At 39.5% G+C, this 18488-nt stretch carries 13 protein-coding genes and 1 other annotated feature (1 of these 14 cut by a window edge); of the genes, 11 read left to right on the top strand and 2 right to left on the bottom strand.

The window, feature by feature from the left end; genetic code table 11:
• Positions 1 to 158 (top strand) — a binding site (T-box leader); it begins 67 nt to the left of the window's first position.
• 46 nt (positions 159 to 204) lie between these two features.
• The 3 genes from ileS to MHB51_RS07170 all read left to right on the top strand — a co-directional run bounded on the left by ileS (position 205) and on the right by MHB51_RS07170 (position 6149).
• Positions 205 to 2964, top strand: coding sequence for an isoleucine--tRNA ligase (gene ileS, locus MHB51_RS07180; protein WP_342559287.1), 2760 nt, complete (start codon positions 205 to 207; stop codon positions 2962 to 2964).
• 358 nt (positions 2965 to 3322) lie between these two features.
• Positions 3323 to 4552, top strand: a complete 1230-nt coding sequence (locus MHB51_RS07175) for an HDOD domain-containing protein (RefSeq protein ID WP_342559286.1) — start codon at positions 3323 to 3325, stop codon at positions 4550 to 4552.
• Between the two features lie 367 nt (positions 4553 to 4919).
• Positions 4920 to 6149 (top strand): HDOD domain-containing protein, encoded by a 1230-nt coding sequence (locus MHB51_RS07170; protein WP_066169824.1) that lies wholly within the window; start codon positions 4920 to 4922, stop codon positions 6147 to 6149.
• A 173-nt stretch (positions 6150 to 6322) separates the two neighbouring features.
• Here the strand turns inward: MHB51_RS07170 and MHB51_RS07165 are convergent, their stop codons facing one another.
• Complete coding sequence (locus MHB51_RS07165; protein ID WP_342559475.1) at positions 6323 to 6850, bottom strand: isoprenylcysteine carboxylmethyltransferase family protein; 528 nt, start codon at positions 6848 to 6850, stop codon at positions 6323 to 6325.
• The gene (locus tag MHB51_RS07160; protein WP_342559285.1) at positions 6847 to 7929 is read right to left on the bottom strand and encodes a 3-oxoacyl-[acyl-carrier-protein] synthase III C-terminal domain-containing protein; all 1083 of its coding nucleotides are present in this window, start codon (positions 7927 to 7929) and stop codon (positions 6847 to 6849) included. The genes MHB51_RS07165 and MHB51_RS07160 overlap by 4 nt, the downstream gene beginning before the upstream one ends.
• 523 nt (positions 7930 to 8452) lie before the next feature.
• On the opposite strand from MHB51_RS07160, the gene lspA reads away from it, so the two are divergent.
• From lspA to carB, 8 genes are all read left to right on the top strand, one after another.
• On the top strand, positions 8453 to 8932 hold the full coding sequence (gene lspA / locus MHB51_RS07155) for a signal peptidase II (RefSeq protein ID WP_066169831.1): 480 nt from the start codon (positions 8453 to 8455) through the stop codon (positions 8930 to 8932).
• Complete coding sequence (locus MHB51_RS07150; protein ID WP_066169833.1) at positions 8929 to 9834, top strand: RluA family pseudouridine synthase; 906 nt, start codon at positions 8929 to 8931, stop codon at positions 9832 to 9834. Before lspA ends, MHB51_RS07150 begins: the two co-directional genes overlap by 4 nt.
• 218 nt (positions 9835 to 10052) lie before the next feature.
• Positions 10053 to 10595: a bifunctional pyr operon transcriptional regulator/uracil phosphoribosyltransferase PyrR gene (pyrR, locus tag MHB51_RS07145; protein ID WP_066169837.1), complete on the top strand. Its 543-nt coding sequence runs from the start codon at positions 10053 to 10055 to the stop codon at positions 10593 to 10595.
• A 19-nt stretch (positions 10596 to 10614) separates the two neighbouring features.
• Positions 10615 to 11949 carry a solute carrier family 23 protein gene (locus MHB51_RS07140; protein WP_342559284.1) on the top strand — a complete coding sequence of 445 codons (1335 nt, stop codon included), beginning with the start codon at positions 10615 to 10617 and terminating at the stop codon, positions 11947 to 11949.
• Between the two features lie 100 nt (positions 11950 to 12049).
• Complete coding sequence (locus MHB51_RS07135; RefSeq protein ID WP_107942253.1) at positions 12050 to 12928, top strand: aspartate carbamoyltransferase catalytic subunit; 879 nt, start codon at positions 12050 to 12052, stop codon at positions 12926 to 12928.
• Between the two features lies 1 nt (position 12929).
• Entirely contained in the window at positions 12930 to 14204 is a 1275-nt protein-coding gene (locus MHB51_RS07130; protein WP_066169844.1) for a dihydroorotase, read from the top strand.
• 2 nt (positions 14205 to 14206) lie between these two features.
• On the top strand, positions 14207 to 15301 hold the full coding sequence (locus MHB51_RS07125; RefSeq protein ID WP_342559283.1) for a carbamoyl phosphate synthase small subunit: 1095 nt from the start codon (positions 14207 to 14209) through the stop codon (positions 15299 to 15301).
• Positions 15294 to 18488 carry a carbamoyl-phosphate synthase large subunit gene (gene carB, locus MHB51_RS07120; RefSeq protein WP_107942256.1) on the top strand — a complete coding sequence of 1065 codons (3195 nt, stop codon included), beginning with the start codon at positions 15294 to 15296 and terminating at the stop codon, positions 18486 to 18488. The genes MHB51_RS07125 and carB overlap by 8 nt, the downstream gene beginning before the upstream one ends.

Here is an 18488-nt window from a genome sequence, read left to right as displayed (position 1 = left end):
AGACGAAACAATTAAAACGGAACATCACTTCTTAGCTAAATTACTGAAAACGACTTCTAGTAGGTAATTTCGTTTAACGCTATGTTACAGCGTTCTAAGAGACACAATTTTTGTGTAAATTAGGGTGGTACCACGAGTTATAGCTTCTCGTCCCTTTTTCGAGGGATGAGAGGCTTTTTTATTTATTAAGGAGGGTTTTAACAAATGGTAGAGTATAAAGAAACGTTATTAATGCCGAAAACGGATTTCCCGATGCGCGGAAATTTACCAGCAAACGAGCCTAAAATTCAAGAAAGATGGAACGAGCAAAATATTTATCAGTTAGTAGAGGAGCGCACGAAAGGTCGACCGCATTATGTATTACATGATGGACCACCATATGCAAATGGTGATATCCATATCGGTCACGCTTTAAATAAAGTGTTAAAGGATATGATTGTGCGCCATCGTTCGATGACTGGCTACAATGCACCATATGTGCCGGGCTGGGACACACATGGCTTACCGATCGAGCAGGCATTGACAAATAAAGGTGTTAAGCGTAAAGAAATGTCAGTTGCAGAATTCCGTAAGCTTTGTGAAGAGTATGCATATGAGCAAATCGATAATCAGCGTGAGCAATTTAAACGCCTAGGTGTGCGCGGTGATTGGGAAAACCCATATATTACATTAAAGCCAGAGTTTGAAGCACGCCAAATTGAAGTGTTCGGTAAAATGGCAGAGAAGGGCTATATTTATAAAGGCTTGAAGCCGGTTTATTGGTCACCTTCTTCAGAGTCAGCGTTAGCAGAAGCAGAAATTGAGTATAAAGATGTGAAATCACCATCTATTTATGTAAGCTTTACGATTAAAGATACAAAGGGTGCTGTACCAGCGGATGCAAAATTTATTATTTGGACGACAACGCCTTGGACATTACCTGCCAACCTTGGGATTACAGTAAACCCTGAATTAACATATGTAGTAGTAGCAATTGCTGATAACAAATTTATCATTGCGAAAGATTTATTAGAGACAATTGCAACAGAATTACAATGGGAAAACTATGAAATTGTACAGGAATTAAAAGGAGAGGCATTAGACCGCGTTGTCGCAGCGCATCCGTTTTATGACCGTGATTCATTAGTAATGCTAGGTGACCATGTAACAGCAGATGCTGGTACGGGCTGTGTGCATACTGCACCAGGGCACGGGGAAGACGACTTTAATGTTGGGAAACTATATGGACTTCCTGTGTTATCGCCTGTTGATAATCGTGGATGCTATACGAATGAAGCACCTGGCTTTGAGGGTATGTTCTATGACGAGGCGAATAAAGCGATTACCGAAAAGCTAAAAGAAGTAGGCGCATTAGAAAAGCTCAACTTCTTCACACACTCTTATCCACATGACTGGCGTACGAAAAAGCCTGTTATTTATCGTGCAACACCACAATGGTTTGCATCTGTAGAGATGTTCCGTGACGAATTATTAAGCGCGGTAACTGCAACAGCCTTTACACCAGCATGGGGGGAAACGCGACTTTATAATATGATTCGTGACCGTGGCGATTGGGTTATTTCACGTCAGCGTGCATGGGGTGTACCGATTCCAATTTTCTATGGAGAAAATGGTGAAGCAATTATTACACCTGAAACGATTGCGCATGTGGCAGCATTATTCCGTCAACACGGCTCAAATATTTGGTTCCAAAAAGAGGCAAAGGAATTATTACCAGAAGGCTTCACGCATCCAAGTAGTCCGAACGGTGAATTTACGAAAGAAAACGATATTATGGATGTTTGGTTCGACTCGGGTTCATCACATCAGGGTGTGCTTGTAGAGCGAGGAATGCAGTATCCAGCAGACCTTTACTTAGAAGGCTCTGACCAACACCGTGGCTGGTTTAACTCATCATTAATCACATCTGTAGCTATTAATGGTCATGCACCATATAAAGGTCTATTAACACATGGATTCGTATTAGACGGTGAAGGGCGCAAAATGAGTAAATCATTAGGAAATGTCATTATCCCGCAAAAAGTAATGGACCAATACGGTGCCGATATTTTACGTTTATGGGTGGCATCTGTCGACTACACAGGTGATGTACGTATTTCAATGGATATGTTAAAGCAGGTTTCAGAAGTATACCGTAAAATTCGTAATACACTGCGTTTCCTACATGGTAACGTTTCTGACTTCAATCCAGCGTCAGACCGTGTTACCTATAGTGAGCTACGTGAAATGGACCAATATATGTATATGCGTTTACAGGAGGTTTTAAAAACTGTACGTGCAGCATATGACCGCTATGAATTCTCAACAGTTTATACGGTTGTTAATAATTTTGTGGCAATTGAGCTATCTTCATTCTATTTAGATATTGCAAAAGATGTTGTTTATATTGAGGGGGCAGACCAACAAGACCGCCGTGCAATGCAAACAGTTATGTATGATACGTTAATGACATTATTAAAAGTGCTAACGCCAATTTTACCGCATACGACAGACGAGCTATGGTCTTACTTAGGGCAAGAGGAAGCTTCAGTTCAATTAACAGATTTCCCAGAGGTAGATGAGCAAGCAAACTTTGCAGACTTACGCACAAAGTGGACGAAAGTAATTGCGGTACGTGATGAGGTGTTAAAAGCGTTAGAAGAAGCGCGTAATGCTAAAACAATCGGTAAATCATTAGAGGCCAAATTAACAGTTTATGCAGATGAAGAAGTAGCGGTACTCTTACAAGATGCTAATGTTAATTTTGCCCAATTATCAATCGTTTCAGCGTTCGAAGTGGCTGGTGCGAAGGCAGATGCACCAAATCATGCATTAGTATTGGATAAAACAGCGATTGTTGTTGAAAAAGCACAGGGTGAAAAATGTGAGCGTTGCTGGACAATTTCACAAAATGTTGGCACAAATGCAAATCACCCTACATTATGTACACGTTGCGCGGATGTTGTAGAGAAATATTATGTTTAATAATTTAGAATAAGGAGTTGCCTGAAAAGTGATGCGTTTGCATGCTTTTCAGGCAATTTTTGTTTTATTAAATTGTTCAAAAATGTATACATTTATTTAAAGGTTGAAAATACGAAACTTGAAGCCTCTTTTTCATAAATATATAGTATTTTCAATTATAACAGCATAAACATAGATTATTTGTGAGAGAAAGGGATGAAATTAGCTAGAAAGGCATTGCTTGTGTAGTTTATAATTACTCTATTTTTCTTCTTTTTAATAGGAATTTTTTTGGGTCTTTTTAACCTATTTTTAATATAAGTTTGATATAATCATCTAGTGGGTGAAAAATATGTAAATACAAGGGGGTGAAATAATAGTGGAAGTGTTTGTAGGAAGGCAGCCAATTTTTAATGCGAATAAACAAATTATCGCATACGAATTATTGTATCGTAATAAAAATCTGACTGCATTTCCAATGATTAATGAAGATGTAGCGACAATTAAAGTACTGATTAATTCATTTTTGCATATAGGAGCAGAAAAAATTACTCAAGGGAAACCTGTCTTTATAAATTTCACAGAAAATTTATTGGAAAGCTCCATCGACCAGCTTTTAAAATCATCACAAGTAGTTATTGAAATTTTAGAAAACGTACAGATTACGCCAAAACTCATTCAACGAGTACGTGAGTTAAAAGAAAAAGGTTTTAAAGTAGCTCTCGATGATTTTGTTTTGGATAAGCAAGTGGAAAGCTATAATGAGTTGTTTCAATATATCGATTATATTAAAATCGACTTTTTGGCAACAACGCTTGAAGAGCGCAAAAAAATTGAAAGAAAAGTACAAGAGAAATTTCCACATATTCAACTGCTAGCTGAAAAGGTGGAGGAGTATGATCAATTTAAGACAGCGAAGGCCTCGAATTATCAGTTATTCCAAGGCTATTTTTTTGAAAAGCCGCAAATTGTCAAAGGCAATAGCATCCCACCAAATACGATTCCGTATTTAAACATTTTGCTATTATTAAGTGAGGAAAATCCAAATGTACAATTAATTGCTCAAAACATTGAAAAGGATTTATCACTAGCATATAAATTGCTGCAAATGATTAATAATGCAACTGGGCATGTAAAGGTAAGAATTTATTCAATTAGACAGGCAATTATGATGATTGGTATACCGAATTTAAGAAAATGGATTTATTTCGTCGCAATGGGTGAGCGCCAAATTGATGACGAGGAGGATTTTTTTGAGGAAATTATGCGTGCCTCTTTATTTCGCGCAAAGGTTTGTGAAATATTAGCAAAGCGTAACAGGAAGAAAAATCATCCAGAATATTTTTTAGTCGGCATGTTTTCTTTAATTGATATATTATTAAAGAGCACATTAGAAGAAATTGTCCAAAAGTTACCTTTATCTAATCGTGTTATTGATACAATTCTGGGTCAGCAAACAGAAATGACACCATACTTACAATTTAGCATGGCACTCGACAAATTAGAGTGGGACAAGCTTCAAGCATTAGGAGAAAATATAGGATTAAATATACATGAGATGGATGAGCTATATAGCGAGGCGTTAGCTTGGGCGGAAAAATCATTGTAAAGAAGTTCGAATTTTCAGTTTAATAGAATGAAGCTATGTTAAAAAATATCTCGTCTATTCTAATCCCGCTTTTAAAGTATTGCAATGCATTTCCCACAAAACGTAGGCGTAATCAATAAAATAGGTAGGCTCCTTATTAAGTAGATGAAAAATATCCTATTTAATTAGGGGCCTTTTTAAATTGTTAGTTGAAAATTTATGTAGAAATTTACGGTTAACTTTCCCTTATATAGCCTAGATAATTTATTCTATCCATTGTTATTGTTCAGTAATTGTTTAGAGCTATAGCTTATATTGAATAGTGCGTCTGTTAAAAATTAAATTGGGTTAATTATACAATAGGTTATGTAAAAAGAAGGGGTATTGAATGGATATTTTTGTTGGAAGACAGCCGATTTTTAATGCTAAGAAGGAAGTTATAGCTTATGAATTATTATATAGAAGTAAAAATTTAAACGAATTTCCCAATATAGATTCCGACACAGCAACCGTAAAAGTGTTGGTAAATAGCCTTTTACATATTGGTGCAGAACGAGTGATGAAGGACAAGCCTATCTTTGTAAACTTTACTGAAAATTTATTGTATAGCTCTATTTTTGATTGGCTAGATCCAGCTCAAGTAGTAATAGAAATACTTGAGGATATACCTATTACAAAGATGCTTATTAAAAGAGTGTATGCATTAAAAGAAAAAGGTTTTAAAATTGCGCTAGATGATTTTATTTTAAATGAACAAATAGAAGAATATGATGAGCTCTTTCGACATGTAGATTTTATTAAAATTGACTTTCTATTATCCGACATGGAGGAACGGCTTAAAATTGAAAGAAAAGTAAAAATGAATTTTCCACATATTCAGTTACTTGCAGAAAAGGTTGAAACATATGGAGAGTTTAATAGTGCTTTTACGTTAGGCTATAAATTATTCCAAGGCTATTTTTTCGAGAAGCCACAAATTTTGGCTGGTGTAAGTATTCCCCCCAATACGATTCAATATTTAAATACATTGTTATTGTTAAATGAAGAAGAACCAAATGTTCAGTTAATCGCGGAAAATATTGAGCGTGATTTGTCTTTAACATATAAACTTTTACAAACAATCAATATCGCAACAGGGCAATTTAAATCGAGAATTCAATCAATAAGACAAGCGATTATGATGATAGGTATACCAAATTTAAGAAAATGGATTTATTTTATAGCGATGAGTGAAATACAAATAGAAAATAGCGAGGATTTTCGTGAAGAAATTATGCGTACATCTCTTTTTCGAGCGAAGGTTTGCGAAATAGTAGCAAAACGTAATAAGAAGCAAAATCCCTCTGAATATTTTTTAGTTGGTATGTTTTCGTTAATTGATACATTGTTAAGAAGAAATTTGGAGGAAATAGTACAAAATCTTCCCCTATCTGATAATGTAGTTCATACACTTTTAGGTCAACAAACAGATATGACGCCGTTTTTACAATTTAGCATTGCGTTAAGCAAGTTAGAGTGGGACCAACTCGAGGGATTTGGAGAAAAATTAGGGGTGAATGTCTATGAGATGGATGAGTTGTATAGCGAGGCATTGATTTGGGCGGAAAAATCATTGTAAGCAGAAATTATATGGGGTTGTCTGAAAGGTGTGTTCCTCGATTACTCGTCGTAGTATATATTGCGAATGCACTGCTTTTCAGACAACCTCATGCTTTTTTGCTTAGATGATAGTCACTTTAGAAAGAAGAATGTTCTTTATAATTAGTTAATTAATACATATAGCTTTATTATTTATTTAAACGCTTCATTATAGTTTGTTGCTTGTCGTAATGCCCGTTCCTCAATGGGAATGCGTACAGATAGTATGACGGCATTTAATACGGTAAAAATAAATGCGCTGAAATAGGCCTGAAACATAAAGGGCAATAACAGAATTTCAAGGCTGACGACAAAATAATTAGGATGGCGCATAAAGCGATAAGGTCCTTTTCGTATGACTGGTGCATGTGGCAAAATGAAAATTTTGGTATTCCAAAATCGACCTAATGAATAGATACACCATACGCGCAAACCTTGTACAACGACAAATAATAGAAGTAATATAGGAAATAAAGGGGATAGTGATGGTTTTTTCAATGTTATTTCTAAAAGTAGGACGATAAAAAAGCTGCTATGCAATGCAAGCATATGTGGGTAATGATTTGTGCCGACTTCATATGCCCCTTGTGCACGTAGCCAACGTTCATTATGACGTGCAATTATAAGCTCAACAAAGCGCTGTAAAATAATAATCAATATAAATAAATAAATCACCCTTATTCACCCCATTTCACTAATACAGCCTCACCACAAAAGCCTGGACCTAGCGCAACAAGCATACCAAATTCGTCAGATTTTTTATTTTCTAACATAAATTGTTCCAGTACATAGAGCACAGTGGGGGAAGACATATTACCGTATTGCTGCAAAATCATGCGGGCAGTTGCCGTTTGTTCAGTTGTTAAAAATAATGCTTGCTCATAAGCTTTAAGCACCTTTTTGCCACCTGGATGTGCGATAAAATAAGCAACATCACGCTCTGTTAAGTATTGTTCCTCTAAAAATTCTGCTATAAATGGACGGAGCCAGCGATTGATTATAGAAGGAATGCTTTTTTGAAAAATAACATGCAAGCCGCTATTTTGTATATCCCAGCCCATTACTTGCTCGGAATGTGGCCATAGTTTCGAGCCGCTATGAACAATATGTGGTACAGCACATTGCAGTGCAATCTCCGCTTCATCCCCACAGACGAGAACCGCAGCAGCTCCGTCAGCAAATAACGATGCACCAATGATATTGCTTTTGCGTATATCCTCAGTTTGGAATGTTAAGCTACATAGCTCTACGCAAACGACGAGCACCTTTGCAGTCGGATAAGCTTTGCAAAAATCAAAGGCTCGACTAATGCCTGCTGCGCCACCAGCACAACCAAGGCCCCACAGCGGAATGCGTCGCAAGCGCTCTGAAAAGGGTAATATATTCATAATGCGTGCATCAATACTCGGTGTTGCTAGCCCTGTTGTGCTGACAAAAATAATAGCATCCACGCTGTCAGGAGTGATAGGTGAGGCAAGAAAATCTTCATTTTTTAAACATTGTTGAATGACTTCAACGCTATACTGTGTTGCTAGCTCCACATATAATTGATTGCGCTCTGCAAAGGAGCGTGGCGTGCGATGCCATTCTGGCGATATGCAGAGCTGACGCTTGTCAATTCCGCCGTTGTGAAAAACTTGTAATAATCTTTCTAGTCGTGGCATGTGCTGCTGAAAAAGGTCCGCTGTTAATTGCTTTGCCTCCTGCTGTGTTAGTGTGTATGGCATTTGGTATGTACTAACTGAGCAAATTTTTGGCATAGAAAAACTCCTCTCCAATCGAAGTATGATGTAATGTATGCAAGGAGGAAGGAAGAACATACCTTTCGAACATTGAATAAAGTTTTGAAAAATATTATCTTTTACATCACCTAAAAGATAATATTATTCGTCTTAGACGGACTGTGGTAAAATGGATAACATATTGTGTAAAGTGAACCTTCAATCAGTGGAATCTTTCACTGATTGATAATTTCACAAATCGGATTTTTACAAGCTGTTGATTTCCCACTCAAACAATTTAATCTGATCCAACAAGAGATGAATGCAAAAAAAGCATTTCAAATCAAAGGGAGCTCAGTCTAAGAGCGCCGCTATACGTGTGACGACTGAGTGACCAGCATAAGCCTCGGCAGATGGCGCAGGACGTGACGATTTTAGGTTAACTTCCACTGGTTAGCTCGAAAAAATCTGGACGTATGCCGAGGTGTAACTGATTTTCAATTCTAGTTTTGAAGTGGGGATTCTACAGCCTGTTAATACGGGGTAAACGGAGGCGGCATCTGTGAAGAAGTATTATGGAATAGCGATACTTGCTATTTTATTGGATCAAATAACAAAATGGATGGTTGTTAAAAATATGGAAATAGGTGAGCGGATTGCCCTTTGGGACCCTTGGCTTGGCCTGTTATCACATCGCAATAAAGGAGCGGCATGGGGAATGCTGCAAGGACAAATGTGGTTATTTACTATTGTAACGATTGGTGTCATTATTGCTATTCTTTATTTTTTCTATACCGAGGCAAAGGGCAAGCCGCTATTGCAAGCAAGCTTAATGCTACTGTTTGGTGGGGCTGTAGGGAATTTTATCGATCGTTTATTCAGAGGAGAAGTAGTCGATTTTGTCGATGTACTTATACCGATTATCAATTACGAATTCCCGATTTTTAATGTGGCGGATGCTGCCCTATCAATTGCAGTTGTCATGTTATTAATTGCAATTATTTTAGATGATCAACAACAAAAGAAAAAGGTGAAACAATGACAGTAGTCAAATATACAATTGAAGCTGAGCGGGCAGGTGAGCGCATAGATAAAGCGCTCGCACATATACAAACAGAATGGTCGCGTACACAAATTAGCAATTGGCTAACAGATGGCGTAATAAAAGTAAATGGTGCGGAAGTTAAAGCAAAGTATAAGGTGAGGGAGGGCGATATTATTGAAGTCGATGTTCCGGAGCCTGAGCAATTAGAAGTCGTTGCTGAAAATTTAGCACTAGACATCGTTTATGAGGATGCAGATGTAGTCGTTGTTAACAAGCCAAAAGGGATGGTTGTGCACCCTGCACCGGGGCATATGAGCGGTACACTTGTCAATGGATTAATGCATCATTGCAAAGATTTATCAGGAATTAATGGTGTATTGCGACCTGGTATTGTCCATCGCATCGACAAAGATACATCGGGTTTATTGATGGTGGCTAAAAATGATACGGCGCATGAATCATTAGTAAACCAGCTCGTAGCAAAATCAGTGACACGCAAATATACAGCATTGGTACACGGTCATATCGCGCATGATAAAGGGACAATTGATGCACCAATTGGACGCGATACAAAGGATCGTCAAAAGCAGGCTGTTGTTGATAATGGCAAGCATGCTGTTACCCATTTCCAAGTGATAGAACGCCTAGGGGATTATACTTTAGTGGAATGCCGTTTGGAAACAGGGCGTACGCATCAAATTCGCGTCCATATGCAATATATTGGATTTCCACTAGTAGGTGACCCGAAATATGGACCGAAGAAAACAATTGATTTCAATGGACAAGTGCTACATGCGGGTGTATTAGGCTTTGTCCACCCTGCAACAGGCGGGTATTTAGAATTTTCAGCAGCGCTACCAAAGGATTTTGAACAATTGCTTGCGGAGTTGCGCGAGTAGTTATTGACATCAACTAACGATAGTATTATACTGAGTAACAGTAAAAGCGAATATTGCACCTTTAATGGCAGTCCAGAGAGGCTGAGAAGGGAACTTGTGAAGTGTAGGGGATTTTTGTGCGCAAAATTCTTGCTACACGTTATTTCAACATGGAATTTTCAGCCTCTCAAGCAACTGCTTGAGAGGCTTTTTTGCATAATTTAGAAAGGGGATACCGTATGTCAAATATAAATGTTTTGCTTGATAGCGCCTCAATGAATCGCGCCTTAACACGTATCGCGCATGAAATAATTGAGCGTAACAAAGGAATTGAAGAGTGTATTTTAGTAGGGATTAAAACGCGGGGGGCCTATTTAGCGAGGCGGCTAGCAGAGCGCATTGAAGCTATCGAAGGGCAACCGATTCGCACAGGGGAGCTAGATATTACATTATACCGCGACGACTTGACAGAAAATCAAGAGGAAGCACAAGTACAGCAAGTAGCGATTGATTATCAAGTGAGCGAACAAAAAATCGTCTTAATCGATGATGTGCTATATACAGGACGTACAGTACGTGCCGCGCTCGATGCGGTAATGGATTTGGGTCGACCAGCACAAATTCAACTCGCTGTTTTAGTTGACCGAGGACATCGTGAATTGCCAATTCGTGCGGACTATGTAGGGAAAAACATACCGACATCTGGACAAGAACGCATCGTCGTTAGCTTAGTTGAAGTAGACGGATTAGACCAAGTAAGCATTCATAAAAATAATGAGTAGTAAAATTAGGAGGAACAATATGTCAAAGCCACTGTTAGATATTCGTGAAAGACCATCAACTATTCAATTAATAACATTAAGTTTCCAGCATATGTTCGCAATGTTTGGTGCGACAATTTTAGTGCCAAAGCTAGTAGGGCTAAGCCCTGCAATGGCCCTCTTAACGAGCGGGATTGCAACAATTGTATTTTTATTAATTACTCAATTTAAAGTACCTGCATACTTAGGTTCCTCCTTCGCCTTTATTGCGCCGATTTTGGTTGCCTCAGGCGGGCTAGAGAATGGCCAAAATATGAACCCTGGAAACGCGATGATTGGGGCGATGCTAGTCGGTGTTACATATGGAATTGTTGCATTAATTATATGGAAAACAGGCTATAAATGGTTAATGAATATTTTACCGCCAATCGTTGTCGCACCTGTTATTATGGTCATCGGTTTGGCACTAGCAGGAACAGCCGTCGATATGGCGATGAACATAACGGTAGAAACGCTCGATGAGGCAACAGGAGAAACGGTGCTAGCAAGCGTTTATAGCTTTAAGCATTTCACAGTGGCATTAGTCACATTATTTGCAGCGATTATTTTCACGGTCTATTTCAAAAACATTTTAAGTGCAATGCCGATTTTACTCGGCATAGTTATCGGCTATATCTATGCGGTACTTATCGGAATTGTTGATTTCACAGCAGTGAAAGAAGCGAGCTGGCTCGCAATGCCAGACTTTTTAATACCAGGCGTGCATTATGAATTTGCTATTACGTCAACAATCTTTTGGGCGATGGTTCCAATTGTCATCGTCACATTATCAGAGCATATCGGACATCAGCTTGTATTAGGAAAGGTTGTTAATCGCAATTATATTAAGGACCCTGGCTTGCATCGTTCGATTTTAGGGGATGGGCTTGGCACATTTTTAAGTGCTTTAATCGGTGGTCCGCCAAAAACAACATATGGTGAAAATATCGGTGTACTAGCCATCACGCGTGTTTATTCGGTTTATGTCATTCTAGGCGCAGCCGTACTTGCGATTATCTTCTCCTTCATTGGGAAAGCAATGGCATTAATTCAAACGATTCCAACAGCAGTGCTCGGTGGTATTTCCATTTTGCTATTCGGGATTATCGCTTCAAGCGGTCTACGTATGCTTGTAGAAAATAATATTGACTTCGGCAACAATCGTAATTTAGTTATTTCATCCGTTATTTTAGTCATCGGTATAGGCGGTGCAGCCTTCCACTTCACAAGCGCATTTAAAGTAGAAGGAATGGCGCTCGCAGCAATTGTCGGTGTCTTATTAAACTTATTATTACCTGGTCGCGAAAAAGAGGTTAACAGCTTCGAGGAAAAGTAATGGGACAATAAAAGCCTATTGAAGCGAATATTTTCGAGAATTTTAGACTTCAAGAAGCGTTGTAATGAGAATTTAGCACATTGTAAATGGAGGCAGTCAAATGAAAAATTTATTATCCATGGAGCATTTAACAAATGAAGAAATTTTACACATTTTAGAGCGAGCGAAAGCTTTTGAAAATGGGGAGCCGTCAAAGTTATTGCGCTCCTACAATGTCGCTAATTTATTTTTTGAGCCTAGCACGAGAACGAAAACAAGCTTTGAAATGGCTGAGCGCCGTATAGGCTGTACAGTCATTCCATTCGATGCCGAATTTTCAAGTGCACTAAAGGGTGAAACGATGTACGATACGGTAAAGACACTTGAAATGATTGGACTAGATGCAGTCATCATTCGTGCAAAGGAAGATGAATATTACAATGAGCTTTTAGAGGGAATTAATTGCGCTGTAATCAATGCAGGGGATGGAGCAGGGCAGCATCCATCGCAAAGTCTGCTTGATTTATACACGATTCAAAAAGAGTTTGGCACATTTGAAAACTTAAATATTACGATTGTGGGGGATATATCTCATAGTCGTGTGGCAAAGTCGAATGCAGCTGCATTGACAAGGCTAGGTGCGAATGTACGCTTTCTATGTCCGGCAGAATGGGCGGGTCACTTTGAAGCACATCATTCATGGGATGATTTGATTCAAGATAGTGATGTCATTATGCTACTACGCATTCAGCATGAGCGTCATTCAGTAAGTAAGAGCTTTTCTAAAGAAAGCTATCATGAGCAATATGGTTTAACGGTAGCGCGTGAGGCACAAATGAAGAAGGGGGCCATTATTATGCATCCTGCCCCAGTAAATCGCGATGTTGAAATTGCCGACCAACTTGTAGAATGTGAGCGTTCACGTATTTTCCAGCAAGTGCGAAACGGCGTCTATGCACGTATGGCTATTTTAGAAACAATTCTGAAGGAGAGAGAATAACATGACAACTTTTATCCATAACGTAAAAATGGTGAATGAAGCAAGTGAGCTAGTAACGACAAGCATTACAATTGAAGAAGGTAAAATTACAGCAATTGGTGGCGAACAACCAGCCTCCGCACAAGTCATTGATGGTCAAGGGAATTTAGTAGCACCGGGCTTTGTCGATGTTCATACACATTTACGTGAACCGGGCTTTGAGCATAAAGAAACGATTGCTACTGGTACAGCATCAGCAGCAAAAGGTGGCTTTACAACAATTTGTGCCATGCCAAATACGAAGCCAGTACCAGATTCAGTTGAAAATATGCAATTAATTCAAGGCTTGATTAAAGAAAGTGCAGTTATTCGCGTATTGCCTTATGGCTCGCTAACGAAAGATATCTCCGGTGAAGTGCGTACAAATATGGAAGAACTTAAAGCTCATGGTGCAGTAGCCTTTTCAGATGATGGTGTAGGTATTCAGCTAGCAGCAACGATGTATGAGCAAATGAAGGAAGCAGCTCGCCTTGATGCAATCGTTGTCGCACACTGTGAAGATAACTCTTTAATTTACGAAGGTGTGATGCATGAGGGCAAACGTAATAAAGAGCTTGGCTTACCGGGTATTCCTTCGATTTGTGAATCGGTGCAAATTGCACGTGACGTCTTATTAGCGGAAGCAGCAGGCGCACGCTACCATGTTTGTCATGTCTCAACGAAGGAGTCTGTACGTGCAGTACGTGATGCAAAGGCAGCAGGCATTCGTGTAACGGCTGAGGTATGCCCACATCATTTATTGCTAGAGGAAATGGACATTCCTTCAGATGATGCGAATTGGAAAATGAATCCACCACTACGTGCAGCAGATGATAAAGATTCTTTACATGCAGCATTATTAGATGGCACGATTGATTGCATCGCAACAGACCATGCGCCACATACAGTAGAGGAAAAGTGCTGCGGTATGGTAGGCGCACCATTCGGCATCGTAGGCTTTGAAACAGCCTTCCCATTGTTATATACAAGCTTTGTTGAAACAGGGAAATGGACATTAAAGCAATTAATTGACTGGATGACAGTGAAGCCTTCTCAAATTTTTGATTTGCCATATGGCACATTAACAGTAGGTGCATCGGCGGATTTAACAATTATTGATTTAACGAAAGAGCAAACAGTCGATGCAGAAGGATTTGTAACAAAAGGTCGTAATACACCATTTAATGGTTGGGTCGCTAAGGGCTGGCCAATATTAACGATGGTTGAAGGCAAAATCGCATACGAGGAGGCACAATAATAATGAAAAAGCGCTCATTAATTTTAGAAGACGGTACAGTATTCAACGGTATCGCATTTGGTAGTGATAGAGCTTCACAAGGGGAGGTCGTATTTACAACAGGTATGACTGGCTATCAGGAAACATTATCAGACCCATCCTTTTATGGACAAATCGTAACGTTAACATATCCTTTAATCGGGAATTACGGTATTAACCGAGATGATTTTGAAGGAATTACGCCAACAATTCGTGGCTTTGTAGTGCGTGAGCTAGAGGAGTATCCATCAAACTTCCGCTGTGACATGACATTAAATGATTATTTGAAAAGCCAAGATATCCCGGGAATTGAGGGCATCGATACACGTAAACTAACGCGCATTATTCGCTCAAAAGGTGTAGTACGCGCCATTTTAACTGCTGCGGATGAGGAAGTGAATGTAGAAGAAATCGTCGCACATTTACAAGCGACGCCACTTATTACACACCATGTAAGAGAGGTATCACCTAAAGCAGCTTATCCATCACCGGGGCGTGGCAAGCGCGTTGTTGTCATGAATTTCGGCATGAAGCACGGTATTTTGCGAGAGCTGAATAAACGTGATTGTGATGTACTTGTCGTACCTTACAATACATCAGCAGAGCAAATTTTAGCGTGGCATCCAGATGGCATTATGCTATCAAACGGTCCGGGCAATCCAGCAGATGTAACAGAGGGTATCGAAACAATTAAAAATTTAATTGGGAAAGTGCCGATGTTCGGTATTTGCTTAGGTCACCAGCTCTTTGCATTAGCAAGCGGCGCAACAAGCTTTAAATTACCATTCGGACATCGCGGGGCTAATCACCCAGTGAAAGATTTGCGCACAGGACGTACTGAATTAACATCTCAAAACCATGGCTATGCAGTGGATGCAGAGTCATTAGCAAATACTGATTTAGAAATTACACATATTGCATTAAATGATGGAACAGTTGAAGGATTACGTCATAAAACATACCCAATCTTTACTGTGCAATATCACCCTGAAGCATCACCAGGCCCGGAAGATTCAAATCACTTATTCGACGAATTCATTGACATGATGGAAGCAGAAAAGGAGAAAAAACATGCCTAAACGTACAGATATAAATTCAATTTTAGTTATCGGATCAGGTCCAATCGTTATCGGTCAAGCTGCAGAGTTTGACTATGCTGGTACACAAGCTTGTTTATCATTAAAAGAAGAGGGCTACCGCGTCATTTTAATTAACTCAAATCCTGCGACAATTATGACGGATACAGAAATTGCAGATAAAGTGTACATCGAGCCGATTTCATTAGAATTTGTTTCACGTATTTTACGTAAAGAACGCCCAGATGCTCTTTTACCAACATTAGGTGGACAAACAGGCTTAAACATGGCGATTGAATTACATGAATCGGGCATTTTAGATGAGCTGGGCATTGAAATTTTAGGAACGAAGCTTGATGCGATTCATAAAGCAGAGGACCGTGATTTATTCCGTAATTTAATGTATGAATTAGGTGCACCTGTACCAGAGTCAGATATTATCCACAATTTAGAAGAGGCAAAACGCTTTGTTGAAAAAATCGGTTTCCCAGTTATTGTACGCCCTGCCTTCACTTTAGGCGGTACAGGTGGTGGTATTTGTCATAACGACCAGGAGCTAGAAGAAATTGTAACGTCAGGTTTAAAATATTCACCAGTAACACAATGCTTACTTGAAAAATCAATTGCGGGCTTTAAAGAGATTGAGTATGAAGTAATGCGTGATGCTGCTGATAATGCAATCGTTGTATGTAGCATGGAAAACTTTGACCCTGTAGGTATTCATACAGGTGATTCAATCGTAGTTGCACCAGTTCAAACATTATCTGACCGTGAATATCAAATGCTGCGTAATATTTCTTTAGACATTATTCGGGCATTGAAAATTGAAGGTGGTTGTAATGTCCAATTGGCACTAGACCCAAATAGCTTCCAATACTATGTAATTGAAGTTAACCCACGTGTTTCGCGTTCATCTGCACTAGCATCGAAGGCAACAGGCTATCCTATTGCAAAGCTAGCAGCAAAAATCGCAGTCGGCTTAACTTTAGATGAAATTAAAAACCCTGTTACAGGCTCAACATTTGCATGCTTTGAGCCGTCAATTGACTATATCGTAGCAAAAATTCCACGCTGGCCATTTGATAAATTCGAATCAGCAAAGCGTAATTTAGGTACGCAAATGAAGGCAACTGGTGAGGTAATGGCACTTGGTCGCACATTTGAAGAAGCGTTATTAAAGGCTGTTCGCTCACTTGAAACAGGTCATGTTCATATTGAAATGAAGCATCCTGAAGAACTGACAGATACGTGGATAGAAAAGCGTATCCGTAAAGCAGGAGATGAGCGTTTATTCTTTATCGGTGAGGCGTTACGCCGTGGTGTAACAATCGAGCAAATTCATGAATGGTCAGCAATCGACTTATGGTTCCTGAAAAAATTAGAAAAAATTGTTGCAATGGAAAGCACATTAGCTACTAATAAAAATAATCAGGACGTATTGCGTTCAGCAAAACGCTTAGGCTTCGCGGATAAAAAGATTGCAGAGCTTTGGGAAACAACGCCAGAAGCTGTTTATGACTTCCGTAAAGAGCATGGCATTATCCCTGTTTACAAAATGGTTGATACTTGTGCAGCGGAATTTGAATCACAAACACCGTATTTCTACGGCACATACGAAGAAGAAAATGAATCCGTACGCACGGATAAGCCGTCTGTTGTTGTATTAGGTTCAGGTCCAATTCGCATCGGTCAAGGTGTAGAGTTCGACTATGCAACAGTACACTCTGTATGGGCGATTCAAGAGGCAGGCTATGAGGCGATTATTATTAACTCAAATCCTGAAACTGTATCAACAGACTTCTCAATTTCAGATAAGCTGTATTTCGAGCCATTAACGATTGAGGATGTTATGCACATTATCGACTTAGAACAACCAATCGGCGTTGTTGTGCAATTCGGTGGGCAAACAGCGATTAATTTAGCGGACAAACTAGAAGCAAACGGTGTGAAAATTTTAGGTACGTCATTGGAAGATATTGACCGCGCGGAAAACCGTGATAAATTTGAACATGCCTTAAAAGAATTGAATATTCCACAGCCCCCTGGCGATACAGCTACTTCAGCAGAAGGTGCAATGGCAATTGCTGAAAAGCTTGGCTTCCCAGTATTAGTACGTCCGTCGTATGTACTTGGCGGTCGCGCAATGGAAATCGTTTATAACATGGAAGAATTAGCTCATTATATGGAGCATGCGGTTGAGGCTTCTCCAGACCATCCGGTGCTCGTTGACCGCTATTTAACGGGGCAGGAAATTGAAGTTGATGCGATTTGCGACGGTGAAAATGTATTGATTCCGGGCATTATGGAGCATATTGAGCGCGCAGGCGTACACTCTGGTGACTCGATTTCTGTGTATCCACCACAAAAGCTAACAGATGCGCAAAAGGAAACGTTAGTTGATTATACGACACGTCTAGCAAGGGGCCTAGGGATCGTTGGTTTAATGAATATTCAATATGTTATGAGCGAAGGAGAAATTTATGTAATCGAAGTAAATCCTCGTTCATCGCGTACAGTACCATTTTTAAGTAAAATTACGAACATCCCAATGGCAAATATCGCAACAAAAGCTATTTTAGGACAAGCAATTCCAGCGCAAGGCTATCCAACTGGTTTAGCTCCTGAGCAATCAGGCGTATTTGTTAAAGTGCCAGTATTTTCATTCGCGAAGCTGCGTCGCGTAGACATTACATTAGGCCCTGAAATGAAATCAACAGGCGAAGTAATGGGCAAAGACGCTACATTAGAAAAGGCACTTTACAAAGGTTTAGTAGCTGCTGGAACTGAGATTAAAACATACGGTACAGTATTATTCACTGTGTCTGATAAAGATAAGGAAGAAGCGATTGCTATCGCAAAACGCTTCTCAAAGGTCGGTTACCGCATTATGGCAACAGAAGGTACAGCAAGAAGCTTCGAAGCCGCTGGTATACGCACAGATGTTGTTGAAAAAATCGGTGCAAAAGGCAAAACACTAATCGATGTGATTCAAAATGGTGAGGCACAGTTAGTTATCAACACATTAACAAAAGGTAAACAGCCTGCACGCGATGGCTTCCGCATTCGTCGTGAATCTGTAGAAAATGGTGTGCCATGTTTAACATCGCTAGATACAGCGGAGGCGATGCTGCGCGTTATTGAATCAATGACATTTACAGCAGAAGAAATGCCAAAAGCGGAGGTTAAGTAA

It is taken from the genome of Metasolibacillus sp. FSL K6-0083 (assembly GCF_038630865.1).
In the GTDB taxonomy this organism is placed as follows: domain Bacteria; phylum Bacillota; class Bacilli; order Bacillales_A; family Planococcaceae; genus Metasolibacillus; species Metasolibacillus fluoroglycofenilyticus.
This window is presented reverse-complemented; position numbering and strand designations above follow the sequence as displayed.

What these genes read in the sequence shown, in the direction of transcription:
- carB (WP_107942256.1), top strand. Translation starts at nt 15,294, where the DNA reads ATGCCTAAACGTACAGATATAAATTCAATTTTAGTTATCGGATCAGGT.
- ileS (WP_342559287.1), top strand. Translation starts at nt 205, where the DNA reads ATGGTAGAGTATAAAGAAACGTTATTAATGCCGAAAACGGATTTCCCG.
- MHB51_RS07140 (WP_342559284.1), top strand. Translation starts at nt 10,615, where the DNA reads ATGTCAAAGCCACTGTTAGATATTCGTGAAAGACCATCAACTATTCAA.
- pyrR (WP_066169837.1), top strand. Translation starts at nt 10,053, where the DNA reads ATGTCAAATATAAATGTTTTGCTTGATAGCGCCTCAATGAATCGCGCC.
- MHB51_RS07125 (WP_342559283.1), top strand. Translation starts at nt 14,207, where the DNA reads ATGAAAAAGCGCTCATTAATTTTAGAAGACGGTACAGTATTCAACGGT.
- MHB51_RS07150 (WP_066169833.1), top strand. Translation starts at nt 8,929, where the DNA reads ATGACAGTAGTCAAATATACAATTGAAGCTGAGCGGGCAGGTGAGCGC.
- MHB51_RS07130 (WP_066169844.1), top strand. Translation starts at nt 12,930, where the DNA reads ATGACAACTTTTATCCATAACGTAAAAATGGTGAATGAAGCAAGTGAG.
- MHB51_RS07135 (WP_107942253.1), top strand. Translation starts at nt 12,050, where the DNA reads ATGAAAAATTTATTATCCATGGAGCATTTAACAAATGAAGAAATTTTA.
- MHB51_RS07160 (WP_342559285.1), bottom strand. Translation starts at nt 7,929, where the DNA reads ATGCCAAAAATTTGCTCAGTTAGTACATACCAAATGCCATACACACTA.
- MHB51_RS07170 (WP_066169824.1), top strand. Translation starts at nt 4,920, where the DNA reads ATGGATATTTTTGTTGGAAGACAGCCGATTTTTAATGCTAAGAAGGAA.